Annotated in this window: 10 protein-coding genes; 5 read left to right on the top strand and 5 right to left on the bottom strand. The window is 72.8% G+C overall.

The window, feature by feature from the left end:
- Positions 1 to 85 precede the first annotated feature (85 nt).
- The gene (locus OG490_RS34025) at positions 86 to 730 is read left to right on the top strand and encodes a TetR/AcrR family transcriptional regulator (protein ID WP_330300123.1); all 645 of its coding nucleotides are present in this window, start codon (positions 86 to 88) and stop codon (positions 728 to 730) included.
- The gene (locus OG490_RS34020; RefSeq protein ID WP_330300122.1) at positions 727 to 1,572 is read left to right on the top strand and encodes an LmeA family phospholipid-binding protein; all 846 of its coding nucleotides are present in this window, start codon (positions 727 to 729) and stop codon (positions 1,570 to 1,572) included. Before OG490_RS34025 ends, OG490_RS34020 begins: the two co-directional genes overlap by 4 nt.
- Positions 1,573 to 1,596: 24 nt before the next feature.
- Here OG490_RS34020 and OG490_RS34015 read toward each other — a convergent pair whose 3' ends face one another.
- The 4 genes from OG490_RS34015 to OG490_RS34000 all read right to left on the bottom strand — a co-directional run bounded on the left by OG490_RS34015 (position 1,597) and on the right by OG490_RS34000 (position 11,575).
- On the bottom strand, positions 1,597 to 6,393 hold the full coding sequence (locus tag OG490_RS34015; protein ID WP_330300121.1) for a DNA repair ATPase: 4,797 nt from the start codon (positions 6,391 to 6,393) through the stop codon (positions 1,597 to 1,599).
- Positions 6,394 to 6,498: 105 nt separating this feature from the next.
- Positions 6,499 to 8,553, bottom strand: coding sequence for a flotillin family protein (locus OG490_RS34010; protein ID WP_330300120.1), 2,055 nt, complete (start codon positions 8,551 to 8,553; stop codon positions 6,499 to 6,501).
- Positions 8,554 to 8,616: 63 nt separating this feature from the next.
- Positions 8,617 to 9,276, bottom strand: coding sequence for a hypothetical protein (locus OG490_RS34005; RefSeq protein WP_330300119.1), 660 nt, complete (start codon positions 9,274 to 9,276; stop codon positions 8,617 to 8,619).
- 136 nt (positions 9,277 to 9,412) lie between these two features.
- Positions 9,413 to 11,575 carry a D-alanyl-D-alanine carboxypeptidase family protein gene (locus OG490_RS34000; protein WP_330300118.1) on the bottom strand — a complete coding sequence of 721 codons (2,163 nt, stop codon included), beginning with the start codon at positions 11,573 to 11,575 and terminating at the stop codon, positions 9,413 to 9,415.
- Between the two features lie 126 nt (positions 11,576 to 11,701).
- Between OG490_RS34000 and OG490_RS33995 the strand changes: the two genes are divergently transcribed.
- Positions 11,702 to 12,397 (top strand): peptidoglycan recognition protein family protein, encoded by a 696-nt coding sequence (locus tag OG490_RS33995; RefSeq protein WP_330300117.1) that lies wholly within the window; start codon positions 11,702 to 11,704, stop codon positions 12,395 to 12,397.
- Between the two features lie 231 nt (positions 12,398 to 12,628).
- Entirely contained in the window at positions 12,629 to 13,156 is a 528-nt protein-coding gene (locus OG490_RS33990) for a hypothetical protein (protein WP_330300116.1), read from the top strand.
- A gap of 50 nt (positions 13,157 to 13,206) precedes the next feature.
- On the opposite strand, the gene OG490_RS33985 is transcribed toward OG490_RS33990, so the two are convergent.
- A complete protein-coding gene (locus tag OG490_RS33985) occupies positions 13,207 to 14,943 on the bottom strand; it encodes a chloride channel protein (RefSeq protein WP_330300115.1) in 1,737 nt (578 codons plus the stop codon).
- 318 nt (positions 14,944 to 15,261) lie between these two features.
- Here OG490_RS33985 and OG490_RS33980 point away from each other — a divergent pair, with 318 nt between their 5' ends.
- Entirely contained in the window at positions 15,262 to 16,596 is a 1,335-nt protein-coding gene (locus tag OG490_RS33980) for a cytochrome P450 (protein WP_330300114.1), read from the top strand.
- Positions 16,597 to 16,608: the final 12 nt, after the last annotated feature.

Here is a 16,608-nt window from a genome sequence, read left to right as displayed (position 1 = left end):
CGAGGCACCTTGGCAGAAAATGTCAGGACTGACAATTGTCGTGGGTGACAATTGACAGAGGTGACGTCATTGCTAGGCTGCGGCCATGACCCAAGATCCGCCCGACCCCGAAGCGGAAGCCGAATCCGGACTGCGCGAGCGCAAGAAGGAGCGGACCCGGACGCTGCTGCGCGAGGGCGCCGCCGCGCTCTTCGCCGAGCACGGCTTCGCGGGCACCACGGTCGCGGACATCGCCGCCTGCGCGAACGTCTCGGAGCGGACCTTCTTCCGCTACTTCGAGAGCAAAGAGGCCCTGCTCCTGCCCGACAGCATCGAGCTCTTCGCGTACGTCGAGGCCGAACTGGCCCGGCGCCCCCCGGACGAGGCCCCGCTCGACGCCGTCTGCAACGCCCTGATCTCGGCGGTCGCCCCCTTCGCGGCGTCCAGCCTCACCGCGCTGACCCACTCCATCGAGGGCGCCGAACGCGCCGTCGCCGCCCAGCTCGTGCACATCTTCACGGACTTCGACGACCGGCTCTCCCTCATCGTCGAAGCCCGGCTCCCCGCCGGGACGCCCGACGCGGACCTGCGCGCCGCGGTGATCTCCGGCGCCGCGCTGTCCGCCGTACGCGCCGTCCTGCGCACCCAGCGCCGGCGCCGCGCGAGCGGCACCGTCACCGATTCCCCGCCGTCCCACCTCCTGCTCGAGGCCTTCGGGATGCTGAAGCAGATCGGATCCGCCCCGCAGTGAAGCTCACAACGAAGCCCGCCACAAAGCCCGCCACGAAGCCCGCCGCAAAGCCCGCCACGAAGTTCCGGCGCACCCATGTGCTCGTCACCGTGGGGACCGTCGCCGCCCTCGCCGCCGCGGTCTGCATCACCGACGTCGTGGTCGCACACAGCGCCCAGGACCGGATAGCGCGGGCCGCAGGCTGCCGCCTGCGGGCCGAAGGCCCCGTCACCGCCGAGCTGGACGGCACCTTCGCCGGACTGCGCGCGCTCTCGGGCGAGGTGGGCTCCCTCCACCTGGAGGCGAAGGGAGTACACCGCTCCGACACCGACATGACGGTCGAGGCCGATCTCTACGACGTCACGCGCGACGGCGGCGTGGGCGGCGGCCGGGCCACGGCCACCGTCACCTACGGAGAACTGCAGAAACGTCTCGCCGCATCCGGGCAGGGCAGCGAAGGCACCTCCGGCCTGAAGGTGGGCGCGGACGCGAAGGGTCTGACCTTCACCGGGACGGTGGGCGGCCTGGGCCTTCCCGTGACCGTCCACGCGAGCACCAGCACCACGGCGAACAGCGTCACGATCACGCCGACCACCGTCTCCGCCCTGGGCCGCGACCTGTCGATCAGCAGCCTCAAGTCCCTGCCCGGCACCGGCGGCCTGGCCGAACAGCTCGCTCCCCGGACCGTGACCATCGACGACCTGCCGGAAGGGGTCCGGCTCACCGGCGCCCGGACCACCAGCGCGGGCCTCGGCCTGGACGTCACGCTCGCCGCGTCCGCCACCGCTCCGGACACCGGGACCGGCGGCTCCGACGCGGGCGCCGACGCGGGCGGAACCGGGACCCGCTGCCCGGCGGCGTAGGCCGTCCCTTTCGGATCCTGCCGGTCAGGACCCGCCCGGCCCCGGACGAACCGATGCGTACGAGGCCTTGAGCGCACTCCAGCGCGCCGCCTGCTCCCGCGTCAACGTGCCGCGCAGTTCGGCGAGTTTGAGGAGGTTCGCCTCGGCACCCGCGGTCAGCGTCTGGGCCTGGGCCCGGTAGTGGTCGTCGATGACGGCGGAGAGCTCGGCGGGGTTCATCACGGGGTCGATCCGCGCCGCGATCCTGTTCATGTTCCGGTACGAGCCCTGCAGCCGGAACGGCGGTTCCGTACGGGTGGCGTCCTCCTGGGCCGCCGAGGCCATGTACGCGGCATTGACGGTGACGACCACGTCCCGGGCGGCCAGCAGGAGCCGCAACACGGCCAGGATCCGCTCCAGTTCGGCCGGAGCGTATCCGTAGGACAGGCGGTCCGCGACGGCCGTCGGATCCCCTGCGGCCGGGTCCCCGGCCGCCAGCCGGACCAGCAGTTCGAGGTCGGCGCGGTCGCGTCCGGCGAGCGGGGCGAGCACCGGGTGGGAGGTGAGGGCGTTCTCCACGAAGCTGGCCGCGAAGGCGGCCTCCTTGCCGGTCAGGACATCGCCGAGGTTCCACACGTCGGCCCGGTTGGCCAGCATGTCCGGGATCCGGAACCGCTCCCCCGACTCGGTGTACGGATTGCCCGCCATGCACACCGCGAACCGCTTGCCCCGCAGGTCGTAGGTGCGCGGCTCGCCCTCCCATACCCCCTCCATCCGCCGCGTGGCGTCGCAGAGCGGAATGAACTTCTGCAGCAGCTCCGCCGAGACGTGCTGGATGTCGTCGAGGTAGAGGAGGGTGTTGTTGCCGGCCTCCAGCGCGAAGTTGATCTTCTCGACCTCCCGGCGCGCCGTCGCGTCCGGCGCCCGCGCCGGATCGAGCGAGGTCACCCCGTACCCGAGGGCCGGGCCGTCCACCTTCACCAGGACCAGCCCGAGCCGGTCGGCCACGTACTCCATCAGCGTGGTCTTGCCGTACCCCGGCGGGGAGACGAGCAGCAGCAGGCCGTTGCTGTCGGTCCGCCGCCCCTCCCCCGTGGTGCCCAACTGCTTGGCCAGGTTGTCGCCGATCAGCGGGAGGCAGACCTCGTCGACGAGGCGGCCTCGGACGAAGGAGGAGAGCACCTTCGCCCGGTAGTCCTCCAGCCGCAGCCGGACCCGCTCACCGGCGACCAGGGCCGCGCGGCGGCGCTGGTAGTCGCGGAACTGCCCAGCTCCGGCGGCCAGTTCACCGGCCCGGGAGAGCAGGTCGTCGATGCGCACGGTGAGCGAGCGGCCGGTGATCCGGGGGTGGCGCCCCAGGAGTCCGTCGACCGTCGCGGTCAGCGGCGCGTCCACGTCGTAGCGGGGCAGGTCGGGGCAGAGTTCGACGGCGACCGCCTCGGCCAGGTCCCCCGGGGCGATCTGCTCCCCTGCGGCCCGCGTGTAGGCGCCGAGCCAGGCCTCCACCGCCTGGCGGCGGTCGGCGAGTTCACCGAGCGCCGCCAGGCCCTCGTCGTACACCGAAGTGCCCACCGAGCGCCGGAACTTGTCCAGCAGGGTCCGGACCCCCGCGCTGGTGGCGAAGCCCCCGCTCCCGGCGGCCGGATCGCGCGACAGCTCGTCGAAGAGGTACGCCGCCGCTCCCTCGGCACCCAACCCGCCGATGGCTGCGGCGAGTTCGGCCCGCAGCTCGGCGATCGCCGGGACCGGCCCCTCGAAGGTGTCCCGGGCCCGCGCGAGCAGGACCGCCCGGCTGGTCCACCGAGTACGGTCCTGCGCGCTCGCCCGGTGCGCCCAGAACAGCTGTGCTCGCGCCCGGACTCCGGACGGGTGGCGCAGCAGCCCGGCGTCGGCGTGCAGGGCGAGCACCGCGTTCAGGATCAGCAGGGCGTCGTGGTCGTGGACCCCGCGCTCGTAGCCCTCGTCGTACGCGGCTTCGGCGGCCGCCCGCACCAGCGCGGTCAGGTCGGCCCCCGCCAGCGCGCCCGGTCCCCGCTCGGTCAGCAGCCGCACCGCCAGGTACTCGGAGCGGTAGACCCCGGCGCTCTCGGAGGGCAGCGACCGCTCCCAGTACGGGCGGGTGGCCGCGAACTCCGGTTCGGTGACCGGCGATCGGTAGTCGGTCCCGGTGAGCGCGAAGGCCAGTCCGTCGCCCTGCGGGACCAGGGTCAGGTCGAAGGGCTGGGTGTTGACGGCGAAGCGGTGGCGGCCCAGGCGCAGGGTCCGGCCGCCGTCCGCGTAGAGCTCGGTGCGGTCGCGCAGGGACCGGGCGGCCTCCTGGCGGGCTGACGTGATGCGGCCGTCGAGCTCCTCGGCCCGGGTCCGCTCGCCGAGTTCACGCAGTTCGGCGGCGATGCGGCGGACCTTGGAGACCATCGGGTCGGAGGCGAAGAACGTGCTGACGGCGTCGCCGTCAGCGAGTGCGGCCACCCGTCGGGCGACGGTGTCCAGGACCCGGGCCGCGGAGTCGGCGAGCCGTTCGGCGCGGCGGGCGCGGGCGTCCTGAAGGGTCTGCTTGCGGGCCGAGAGGACCTCGTGGACCTCGGAGCGACGTTCGGCCAGCCGGGCGAGGAACTCGTCGCTCTCCGCGAACCTCGATTCGAGGTCCTCCAGGCGCAGCAGCAGCCGGGACAGCTGCTCGTCGCAGGCCTCGGGGGTCCCGGCGGCGGCGAGCGCGCCCGTCACGGCCTGCCCCAGCAGGGCGGATTCCGCAGCGAACTCGGCCCGCCCCTCGGTGTTCACCAGTTCGCGGCGCCGGGCGTCGAGGACGGCCCGTGCCCGGTTGACCCCGCCGAGCACCTCGGCGATGCGCTCCAGGATGGAGGTGCGGACGGTGGTGTCGCCGATGTCCAGCCCGGCGATGACTTCCGTCACGGTGCCCAGGCCCTCGATCTGCGCGTCGAGCCGGGCGGTGAGCCCGGCCGCCTCGGCGGTGGTGGCGATCGCCCCGGCGTCCGCGGTGAGTTGACCGATTTCCGTGTGGTGCGCGGCGAAGGCGTCCTCCCGTGCGAGGAAGGCCACGGCGCGCCGGGCGAAGGCCTCGATGTCGCCTTCGATGCCGGCGGCGAGGGCGTCCACGGCGTCGGGGTCGGCGTACCGCCGTTCCTTCAGGGTGAGCACGTGCCCGTGCGCACGGCGCAGTTCGGTGAGCCGCTCCACCCAGTCGCCGGTGGTGCGAGGGGCCTCGCCGCGGGCCCTGCGGACCAGCGAGGCGGTGCGCGCCGCCGCTTCGCCGAGGGCGTCGGCGGCCTGGCGGGTCAGGGTCAGCACGGTCTCGAACTCGGCGAGAACCTGCTCGGCGGTGGCCCGGGCCTCCTCGAGCGGGGCCCGCAGATCGCCGAGTTCGGGCTCGTCCAGCCAGTGGTGCTGGTCGCCGGCCCGGACGCAGGCGGCGACGAGGCTCTCGTACACGCCGGTGGTCGGTGTGGTCCCGGCGGCGGCTCCCGCGATGGAGAGGCAGTCGGAGATGCCGCGTACGAGGTCGGCGTTGCCGACGCGGGCCACTGCTCCGGAGGCGGCGGGGCGCGAAGCCGCGTAGGTGTCGGAGACGAACGGGGTGCTCCAGCGCTGCACGGGGTGGACGCGGGAGGGCTCCTGCCCGTCGGCACGCAGGACGAACAGCGTGCCGTCCTCGAAGAGGGCGTGGCCGTGGCCGGTGAGCGGGGTGGCGACCTCCTTGCGGATCACGTTGTACGGGAGGAGCAGGCCGCGGCCGCCGCCGCGGGGCTGGAACACGTACAGCAGGTCCTCGCCGTTGGGGGAGCGCACGGTCCGCTCGAACCGGAGGGGGGCGAGGAGCGCGGCGTCGATGTCGAAGGTCTTGGTGGCGCCGGTGCCCCTCGTGTTTCCGGTGGCGAGGTGGTATCCGCCGGGGAAGACGATCCCCTGGTCCTCGGGGAGGCGTCGGGCGGCCTGTCCGATGGCGTCGAGGCGGACGATCTCGCGGGTGAGGGTGTCGAAGACGAGGTGGCGGTCGGTCTCCTCCTTGTACGGGCGCACGCGCAGCAGGATCAGCGGCCCGACCCTGGCGTACGCGATGTCCGCGTCGGCGAGGGACTGGAGCGGTTCGTCGACCGGTTCGCTGTGGATCCCCTCCGCGGTCTCGGTGTCGTCCTCGGTCTTGACGGTCAGGGCGCCGCCGACGGTGGAGACGTAGAGCTCCGCGCCGATGGAGACGTGCGGGTGGCGGCCCAGGACGTGGTCGGCGCGGGTGGTGGCGGTCCACTCGAAGTCGTGGTCGTGGGAGGGCGGGTAGGCGTGGTCGCGCTCGCCGCGGGCGTCGAGGAACCGGGCTCCGCCTTCGGTGTCCAGGGCCCAGCGCAGGACGCGGATGTCCTCGGCGGTGTCGCCGGTGCGGAAGACGGCGAGCAGTCTGCCGTCCAGGCGGCGCAGCCGCAGCAGGCGGGCCTGGTGGTAGTAGCGGTGGAGGGCGGCGAACTCCCGTAGGAAATCGGGGTCGTCGAGAAGGCCGGGGACGGCGTCGTCGGGGAGCCTGTTCAGTTCCCGGTCGTGGAGGGCGAAGACCTCCGACACCGCCGACACCGCGGTCTCCCCCTTGACGGCGGCGGAGGCGTGGTAGCCGAAGAGGAGGATGTCGCCGACGGCCACGATGTCCCGGGGCGTACAAGGGAGTTCGGTGCGCAGGCGGCCGGTGGATTCCAGGGCGAGGCCGGAGGATCCGAACTCCTCGATCCGGCGGGCGTTGAGGGCCTCGGCGCGCCGCGCCAGCTCGCCGCCCTGAACGGCGAGCCGGTCGCGCAGCACCTCGTAGGTGCCCGCGTCCAGGGGGGACGTGCTGGTCATGTGCGACTCCTGCGGGGGCGCTGCGCCGGCGGGTCGGGGGCCGGCCGGACCCGGCGGGGTCCGGCCGGCCCGGAGGCGGGGTGGGTCAGCCCGGAGGCGGGTGGGTCAGGCCCTCGTCGAGCCGTTGAGGGCGGTGGGGCCCGCGGCGGCGGGGGAGGCGGGCGCCGGCCCGGCCTGGGATTCCGGCAGCTCGGAGGGCCGGGGGGCCGTCGGGCCCCCTGCTTGTGCGAGCTTGGCCAGCAGCGCCGACACCGTCAGGTTCTGCACGTCCGCCGTGGAGAAGGAGCCGAGCACGCGGGTGAGGTCCTCGGTGAAGTCATGGGTGCCGTCCAGCCACGAACCGGCGAGGCTCCGCGCGGTGTCGGAGTTCTGGACGAACCCGTCGATGCTCCTGCCGAGCGAGATGGAGGAGACCAGACGGTCGAAGAAGACCGAATCCCCGCCCACGATGCTGATCTCGGCCTTCTCCAGCCCCGCCGCGACCACCATGGCCTGCGCCTCCGCGAGCCCCCGCTGCACGTCGAGGCCGGCCAGCCGGACCTCCTTCTCCGCGGCCAGCCGCAGCCGGAACTCCTCGTGCCCGCGCGAGGCCTCGTCCAGCGCGGCCATCGCCGCCGCCTTCTCGGTCAGACCCTGCGCCTCCGCCTTCAGCTTCTCGCCGATCGAGAGGGCCTCCGCGAGCGCCCTGGCGCGGATTCCCTCGGCCTCCGCCTTCATCCTCGCCTCCATCGCCTGGGCCTCGGCCCGCCCGGACTTCTCGATGGCGTCGGCCTCCTTCTCCCGGACCTGTACGGCGGCCAGCCCCTCGGCGGCGGACTCGGCCTGCACGGCCTCCGCCAGCCGCAGCTTGGCCCGTGCGTCGAGGTCGGCGGACTTCAGCCGGGCCTCGGCGAGGGTGATCTGCTCCGCCGCCCGGTGGACGGCCGCGGACTCGGCCGCCTCCGCCGCCTTGATGTCCTTGACCAGCCGCTCCTGCGCCTCGGCCTCGGCGGCAATGACCACCGCCTGCCGGGTGCGCTCCGCCTCCTCGACCATCCGGAGCTTCTTGATCGACTCCTCCTGCTCGGCGACCGTGCGGTCCACCGCGATCCGCTCGCGCACCACCTCGGCGACCTCGCGGCGCTCCGCCTCCACCTCCTTGTCCTTGGCGATCGAGGAGAGGGCGGTCTCCCGTTCCCGCGCGATGACTTCGAGCATGCGGTCCTTCTCGATCCGCTCGTTCTCGACGGCGATGACGCGCTCGCGGTTCTTCTGCGCGACCGTGATCTCGCGCGCCTGGTTCTCGCGCTGCACCCCGAGGTGCTCCTCGGTGCGCAGGAACGCGCCCTGGGCGCCCAGGCGTTCCTCCTCCTGCACCTTGGAGGTGGCGGCCTCCTCGCGGGCCCGCAGCGTCTCGACCTCACGGCGCTGCTTGATCTCGGCCTCCGCCTGGCGCCGTTCGAGTTCCAAGATGGTCTCCCGGGCGTCGACGTTCTGTCGGGTGATCTCCTTCTCCTCCGTGCGCTGGAACTCATTCGTCCGCACGTGCTCGATGGTCGTCAGCTCGGTGATCTTCCGAATGCCCTGTGCGTCAAGGATGTTGGCGGCGTCCAGCTGGGTCATCGGGGTCTGTTCGAGGAAGTCGATGGCGGCGTCGTCGAGGTGGTAGCCGTTCAGGTCCGTTCCGATGACGGAGATGATCCGGTCGCGGAACTCCTCGCGCTTGGTGTACAGATCGACGAAGTCGAGCTGCTTGCCGACGGTCTTCAGCGCCTCGGAGAACTTCGCGGCGAAGAAGTCCTGGATGGCCACCTTGTCGCTCGCGGTCGCCGTTCCGATGGACTGCGCGACCTTGATGACGTCCTCGACGGTCTTGTTGACGCGGACGAAGAAGCTGATGTGGATGTCGGCCCGGATGTTGTCCTGGCAGATCAGCCCCTCCCGACCGGTGCGGCGGATCTCGATCGTCTTCACCGAGATGTCCATGTACTCGGCCTTGTGCAGCACCGGCAGGACGACGGCCCCGGTGAAGGTGACGTCGACCCGCTTCGTCTTGGAGATGATCAGCGCCCGGCCCTGCTCCACCTTGCGGAACAGCCTGCTGACCACCAGCAGCAGCACGACCGAGACGAGCAGGACAACGGCGACGAGTACGCCGATGCCCAGGGAGATGGCATCCATGGTGACGTCCTTGCGATGGAGGTGCGATGAGGTTCGTTCGAATGCGGCGCGCGGTCCGCCGACTCAGCCCGCGGTACGGGGATCCAGTGCAGGGTCGTAGGGCGCGACCCAGAAGAACTCGCCCTCCTCGTCGTACGCGTACAGCAGCGCCGTGCTCCCGGAGCCGAACACGTCCTGCCCGTGCTGGCGGACCTGCACCACGGCGGTGGAACCGTCCTGCGCCGCGACCTCGGCCTGGCCGAACCGCCCCGAGACCGATCCGGTCCGGATCGTGCAGGTCAGGCCGATGAAGTCGAGCCGGGAGGGCGGCGGATGGTCGGGGAAGAGCGCCTGCAAGCGGCGTACCAGCAGCCGGGTCAGACCCCAGGCGAGCAGCAGGGCGGCGGCCAGCACCCCGAGGTCCAGGGCGGTCCGCGCGACGCCCGAAGCGCCGGAGCGGCGGACGAGCACCGAGCCGGTGAAGCTGATGAACCACGCGATGGTGATCAGCAGCGAGGCCACGACCGTGACGGGCACCCCGCCGATGCCGCGGGCGCCGGTACGGGCGCTCCCGCCGGATCCGGCGTGCCCGTGCCCGGGTACATGTACGTGTACGTGCCCGTGGAAGCTGCCGTGGTCGGCGGCGCCGAGCAGGACGAGGAGCCAGAAGGCGACGACCACGACCAGCGCGGCGGTGAACAACGCGGCCGGGAAGCCGAGCGCGGCATCACGGAACTCGTCCACCTTGCGTCCCCTCCCCCGTCCCCGGCCTGGAGCGGCCGGGGATCCCCGGTGCCATGGTGGCAAGCACGGGGGGCGCTGCACATTGCCGGAGTACGGCAGTCTTCGGGGGTTCCGCCTGCCTGATGACGCCGTGGCGTCAGCGCAGGCGCGTCAGCTTCGCGCCGAGGGAGGGTCCGGACAGGTCCGTCCCCAGGGCCACGGGGATCTGCTGGGCGCCGGGCCCGGTGCCGATGGTCAGCACTCCGATCTCCGTACCCGCCTTCGCCTCGTGCGGAACGTCCTTCTCGCCCCCGGCCAGCGTCAGCCCGACCTTCTGGCCCGGCACGGCCACGACGGCCGCGTCCTTGGTGGCCACCACCGGGGTACGGGTCCCGAGTCCGTCGTCCACGTAGCCGACGACCTGCCCCTTCTTGACCACGCCGGCCGAGGCCAGCGCCTCGCGGACGGCCTCGATGACCTTCTTGCTGTTCTCCTTGACGAGGATCAGGCTGTTGGCGCCGTTGGGGTCGGCCCCGGCGACGTGCTGGTCGAGCATCGTGCCCAGGATCATCGGGGTCTTGTCGCCCACGGTCTTGTAGGCGGCCCACATCAGCGTTCCGCCGGCCGCCGAACTGGAGCCCGTCTTGATGCCCTTGATGCTGAGCGGGGACAGCAGCAGGTTGCCGTTGTTGTTGATGAGCGGATCCGGGATGCCGGGGATCGGGGCGCTGGGCAGCATCACGATCGCGCGGAACGCGTCGATCTGCATGACCGCCTCGGCCAGCTTGAGCTGGTCGACGGCGGTGCTCACGGTCTTGGCGTCGAGCCCGCTCGGGTCGGTGTAGGTGGTGGATTCCATGCCGAGCGCCTTCGCCTCGGCGTTCATCTTCTCCACGAACGCGGCCTCGTCGGCGCTGCCGGTGTCCCAACGGGCCAGCAGCCGGGCGATGTTGTTGCCCGAGGGGATCATGAGCATCTTCAGCATGTCCTGCTGGCTGAACCGGTTGCCGACCGCCAGGTTCTCGATGCGGGACTCGCTGTCCGAGGTACCGTCCGCCACCGCCTTGGCGTCGACCTCGATCAACGGGCCGGCCTCGCCCTTCTTCAGCGGGTGGCCCTTGAGGATCACGTACGCCGTCATCACCTTGGCCACGCTGGCCGTCGGCACCGGCTTCTGTTCCCCGAAGGTCCCCACGTCGCCCGCGCCCGCCACCCGTACGGCGGCCTGACCCTTCTCGGGCCAGGGCACGTCGAAACGGCCGTCGAGGGTGACGGACGACGCGGCATCCCCGCCGACCAGTGCCGCCGCGGGCACCGGGCGCAGCGCCTGCACGACGGCGAGTACGGCGGCCAGCAGCAGGAACAGCGGCACCCAGATCCGGACCCGCCGGGCGGCGGTACGGGCCGCGGTCTCGGGCGGCGGCGGGGTGTTGGTGAGCTGCGCGAGGAGGTCGAGCGGAGGCAGCGGCTGCTCGGCGGTGGCCTGCGGGGCGGATGCCTGCGGGGCCGGACCGGGGACAGGATCCGGCGCGGCTGCCGGCACGGCCGCCCAGGAGGGGACGCGTACGGGGGCGGGCGCGGGCCCAGACACGGGCGCGGGCGGGTCCTCGTCCAGCGCCTTGAGCGCGATGAAGGTGCTCGTCCGCTCCGCGTCCGATTCGGGCACGGCCTCCGGCTTCGGCTCCCGGTCCGCGGCAGGCTCGGGATCGGGCTCCGCGGTCGGCTCCGACTTCGGCGCCCGCTCCGCGGCTGGCTCCGGCTTGGACGCGGGCACGGGTACGGGCTCCCGCTCCCCCCTCGGCTCGGGCTCCGCCTTCAGCTCCCGCTCCGCGGCAGGCTCGGGCTCGGGCTCGGACTCCAGCTCCGTGGCCGGCTCAGGCTCCGCCTTCAGCTCCCGCTCCGCGGCCGGCTCTGACTCGGGCTCCCGCTCCGACTTCCCCTTCGGCTCCGGCTCCTTGACCGGCTCCGGCTGGGGCCCCGGCCCCGCCTCCGGCTTCGCGGCCGACGTCGGCTCCGCCGACGGGGCCGCGTCGGGCTGTTCCACGGGTTCGGCTTCCGGGGTGGGCTCCGGGTTCTTCCCCGGCCCGGGGACGGCAGGGGCACCGGCAACTTCGGTCGTCTCGGCGGGCGCAGGTGTAGACGCGGGCGTGGACGTCGGTGTGGGTGTGTCCCCGTCCGCCGCCGTCGTAGCCGCCGCGTCGGGCTCCTTGCCCTTCACCGGTACCGCCGTCATGCCGTACACCGCCTTGCTCGTGCCGTTCTCGATCAGCCGCCAGTCTCCGCATCGGATGTGCGCGAGCGGTGCGCACAAGATGACCATTTCGTCACGGCCGGACGGCCTCGCACCGTCATCAAACGATCATCTTCGCATCACATCCCCATCACGCGGCTCCCGAAGAATCGTTCCTCCCCCGCGCGAGGCCCTTCAGGAAGCCGGATACCGTTCATGAACCACAGGAAACCCGCCCCCTCGAATCCGGGCAGGCGGCGCCTGCTGACCAGGGGCGGAGCACTGCTCTTCGTCGCGACCGCCGGGACCCTGCTGGCGGCCAGGCCCGACAGGGCCGACGGGCCGGGACGCGACGGCGACGACCGCGCCCCCTCCGGGGACCCCCTGGCCTCGTCCACCGCCTCCGCGGCCTCCGGCTGGATGCCCGGGGTGATCAGAAAGCCGCTGGAGCGGAACTTCGTGGTGGGCGAGCGCGATGCGCAGCGCGGGCTCGTCCTCCACGTCCAGGAGGGCGAGGGCTCCCTGCACGAGCGGTTCAGCACCCCCGGGATCAAGGCCTCCTCCCATTTCTGGGTCTCGCAGGACGGCGAGACGGAGCAGTACGTCTCCGTACTCGACCGCGCCTGGGCCCAGGTGGACGGAAACGGCTCCTGGGCCTCGGTCGAAACCTCCGGCTTCACCACCCGGGCCCTGACGGAGGCCCAGGTGGCCGCCGTCTCCCGGATCTACCTGTGGGGCGCGGGCGCCCACGGCTGGCCGCCCGCGATCAGCGACAGCCCGGACCGGCCCGGCCTGGGCACGCACGCCATGGGCGGAGCCGCCTGGGGCGCCCACGCCTGCCCCGGCCCGCTCCGTTCCGGCCAGCGCACCGAAATCATCCGCCGCGTCAAGGAGCAGCTCCCGGCCGCGTGATCGCACCGCGACGCCCGCCACCCCCTCGGGCCCGCGACCCGCTCGTCTGCGCCTCCGGGCCTTCCCATCCACCTCCCTATGGCATTCCTGGAAGATCGTGTCGCTGAACTGCCGCTCTGACGTACGGTGTTGACGGGCAGCGATAACTGTGCTGCGGGGGACGGGGAGCAAATGGACGGGACGGTCGTAGGGGCACCAGCGGGCGAGGCGGACGTGGCACGCCGTAGACGTGTGCGGCGCGGCACGGTCTGGGGCGGGATCCTCGGCGCGGTCGGCGTCGTTCCGATCGCCTTGGACGGTACGGAGCACATGCCCTGGTGGCTCAACCTGACGCTCTGCCTCACCTTCGGCCTCATGGGAGGCGTTGGTGGGGCCGTCACCGCCCACCGGTCCGGGACCAAGGACGAGGTCCGCAGGGCCACGCTCGACGCGGGCGAGATGGAACTGAACGAGTACCGGGTGAAGCTGGTCCCCGACGGGGCTACGCCGCCACCGCCCCTCAAGGAGAAGGACTACACGTCCTACTCCCTGACGACGACCACCCGCCGGCTCCAGCTGTGGGAGTTCGGTTATCTGCCGCAGTGGAGCCATCCGTGGAGGGAACTGCGCCTGACCGCGGAGGGGCACGTCCTGGTGATCACCGGGCCCCAGGGCCTGCTGGGGCGGTTCGTCCTGGCCGAGATGCTCGTACCGGAGGAACTCGTCCTGGCCTCGAACCGCCTGCGCGCCCGCACACCCGGCGGGTCGTCATCCGCGTGAGCAACCAGCCGGAACCCGGCAGGCTGTAGGAGTCTTCGACCTGGTCGGCCTCAGGGCTGGGGGTGGAGCGCCAGCAGCGCGGAGCGGTGGGAGATCCAGCCCAGGAGGTGGCGGCCCTCCTCGTCCAGGACCGCGAGTCCTTCGCTGTCGCTCGCCGCGAGCAGCGGCAGGGCTTCCGCCAGGGACTGGCCGGCCAGCAGGGTCGGCGGGAACTCCCTTACCGACTGCACGGGTTCCTCCCCGGACGCGTCCTCGTACGGGGTCTCGGCCAGGGCTCGGGCCAGGGCCTGTGCGCCGACCGAGCCCTCGTAGCGGCCGTGGGCGTCGACTACGGGGAGGCGGCCCGCGCCCGCCGTGATCATCGCCGCGGCGGCCTCGCGCAAGGGCGTGTTGGGGGCCAGCGGGAGCGGCGGCGGCCCCATCGCCGTGCGGACCTCGACCGCGGCGGGGCCGGTCAGGTCGAGGTCGACCCCGCGGCGGCGGAGTTTGGCCGTGTAGACGGTGTCGCGGCTGAGTGCGTGGCTGACCCCGGTGGCGACCGCGATGGCCGCCATCAGCGGCAGGATGATCCCGTACTCGCCGGTCAGCTCGAAGATGATGATGACGGCGGTGATCGGAGCGCGGGCCGACCCCGCGAAGACCGCGCCCATGCCGATGACCGCGTAGGTCATGGCCGAGCCGGTCACTCCGGGCGCCAGGTGGTCCATCGTCTGCCCGAAGGAGCTGCCGAGCATCGCCCCGACGAAGAGGCTGGGCGCGAACACGCCGCCCGAGCCGCCGATTCCGATGGTGACGCTGCACGCGACGATCTTGCCGACGAGCAGCACCAGCAGGAATCCGACGGCGTAGCCGCCCACCGCGGCCTTGCCCAGGACCGGGTAGCCGACCCCGTACATCTCGGGCAGCGCGAGCAGGATGGCACCGAGCAGCAGCCCGCCGACGGCCGGGCGGAGCCATTCGGGCCCGTGCCAGACGGCGTCGCAGATGTCCTCCACCCAGTACAGGACCTTGGTGAAGAGCACCCCGACGGCTCCGGCCACCACACCGAGCAGTACGTACAGGGCGTACGCGGCCACGTGGTCCACGCCCACCGGGGTCAGGTCCAGGAACCGCTCGTCCCCGAGCGCGGCGCGGCCGATCACGCTGGCGGTGACGGCGGAGACGGCCACCATGCCGAAGCCGCGGGCCGTGAAGTCGCGCAGGATCAGTTCCATGGCGAAGAACACGCCGGCCAGGGGTGCGTTGAAGGTGGCCGCGATGCCGCCGGCGGCACCGCAGGCGACCATCAGCCGCATCCGCTCCTCGTCCATGCGCAGGACCGCTCCCGCGGTGGATCCCAGGGCGGACCCGATCTGCACGATCGGGCCCTCGCGGCCGACCGAACCGCCACCGCCGATGCACAGGGCGGACGCGATCGACTTCACCACGGCGACCCGGGGCGCGATCCGGCCGCCCTGGCGGGCGACGGCGTACATGACCTCGGGTACGCCGTGGCCGCGCGCCTCCTTGGCGTAGCGGTAGACGAGGGGCCCGTAGATCGCGCCCGCGACCACGGGTGCGAGCAGGACGAAGTACAGTCCGAGCCACGGGACGTAGGGGTTGGGGGCGTGGCCCGCCGAGGAGTAGTCGTCGTGCCCGGACAGCACCTTGGTGACGCCCTCGATCAGCCATCGAAAGCCCACCGCGCCCAGTCCCGCACCGGCGCCGACCAGCACCGCGGCCAGCAGCAGTCCGGTCTGGCTGCGGCGCAGTCCGTCCCATGCCCCGTTCGCCGCCAACGGTCCCATCTCCACTCCTCAGGAGCCGACGCCTTCCCGATCGCGCGCCCCGGCCCCTGACCACGATCCCCCGGACCACCCCATCCAAGGGTCCGCTTCCCGCCGCGCCCCGGAGGCGGGCCGGGGGGTACACCCGCACGGCCCAGCGGAGGCCGGGAGCAGCAGACTTCGGGCTTGGCCGAAGACCGGCCATCGGGCGTTCCCCGTTCGCCCCGTTCCCGTACAGTCCGTGCTGCCGCCGACCCGGTGGATCCGCTGGATCCGATCGGACCGGTAGGACCGGCGGGACCGGCGGGAGCAGACGCAGCGGACGAACAGGGGAACCCGATGGCCGTCGAAGCCAGTCCCGAACACCTCCCTCCGGCACCGCTCGGGCCCCCGGTTCCCGAGCTGGATCCCGCCGTGGTCGAGCGGTGGCGTGCCGGTGGAGGCGAACTGGTCGAGCTGCTGGCCGAGGTGTGCGGGCGGGTCGGCGGCGTCGGCGCGTTCCGCCTCGGGGAGGGGCCCGGGGAGCGGCCGACCGTGCTGGTCACCTCGCCGCAGGCCATCCAGCACGTGCTGGCCCTGCATCCGGACCGGTACGTCAAGCGCTCGCACCGCGCCCGCCTGCTGATCGGCGACGGTGTGCTGGCCGCGACCGGCGAGGCGTGGAAGCGGCAACGGCGGCTCCTGCAGTCCCAGTTCACCGGGACCGGGATGCGCCGCTACGAACAGCGGATCGCCGGGGCGGCGCGGACCACCGCCGGGCGCTGGGCCGCGTACGCCCGTAGCGGTGAACTCCTCGACGTCGGCGAGGAGATGCGGCGCTTCGCCCTCGACACCATCTGGCGTTCGCTGACCGGGCATCCCCTCGACGCGGACACCGAACGCGAACTGGCCGCCGTCGCGGCCGTGGTGGCCGCCCTGCCGACGCTGCCCGCCGGTTCGGCCGACGCGGGGGAGGCCGTGGCCGCCGATCTGGCCAGGATCGACGCCGTCGCCGAGCACGCCATCGCCGCCGCCCGCCGCGGCGCCGCCGGGCCCGACGGGCCGGGGCTCCTGCATCTGCTGGTCGAGGCCTCCGCCGAGCGGCCCGAGTACACCGACCGGCTGATCCGCGACGAGCTGGTCACCCTGCTGGTGGCCGGTCACGAGACCACCGCCACCACCCTGACCTGGCTGTACCTGCTGCTGGACCGCAACCCGGCGGCCCGCGAACAGGCCCTCGCGGCGGGCGGCGAGGGCTCGCCGGAGCGGCGGGAGGCCATCCAGGCACTGGTCAACGAGACGCTGCGGCTGTACCCGTCCGCATGGATCCTGCCCCGGCACGCCATCGAGGACGACACCCTGGCGGGCTACGCGGTCGAGGCGGGCACCGATGTGGTCGTCTGCCCCTACCTCGCCCACCGCGACCCCGGACTGTGGCCGGACCCCGAGCGCTTCGACCCGCTGCGGTTCACCACCGCCGGGGGCCGCCCGGCGGTGGCGGGCGGGTACGTGCCCTTCGGCATCGGGCCGCGCGCCTGCCTCGGCCTCCAGTTCGCCCTGCGCGAGTCGACCGTGCTGCTCGAACACCTGCTGCCCGCCTACACCCCGGCCTTCCGCTCCGTCCCGGAGAAGGCCGCGTACAGCATCACGGTCCGCCCGGACGGTCCGACCCCGGCCACGCTCACCGCCGTATGACGGCGGCCGGTG

The organism is Streptomyces sp. NBC_00503 (assembly GCF_036346895.1).
Classification (GTDB): Bacteria; Actinomycetota; Actinomycetes; order Streptomycetales; family Streptomycetaceae; genus Streptomyces.
Note: the sequence above shows the minus strand (reverse complement) of the source record. Positions and strands in the feature narration are given on the sequence as shown.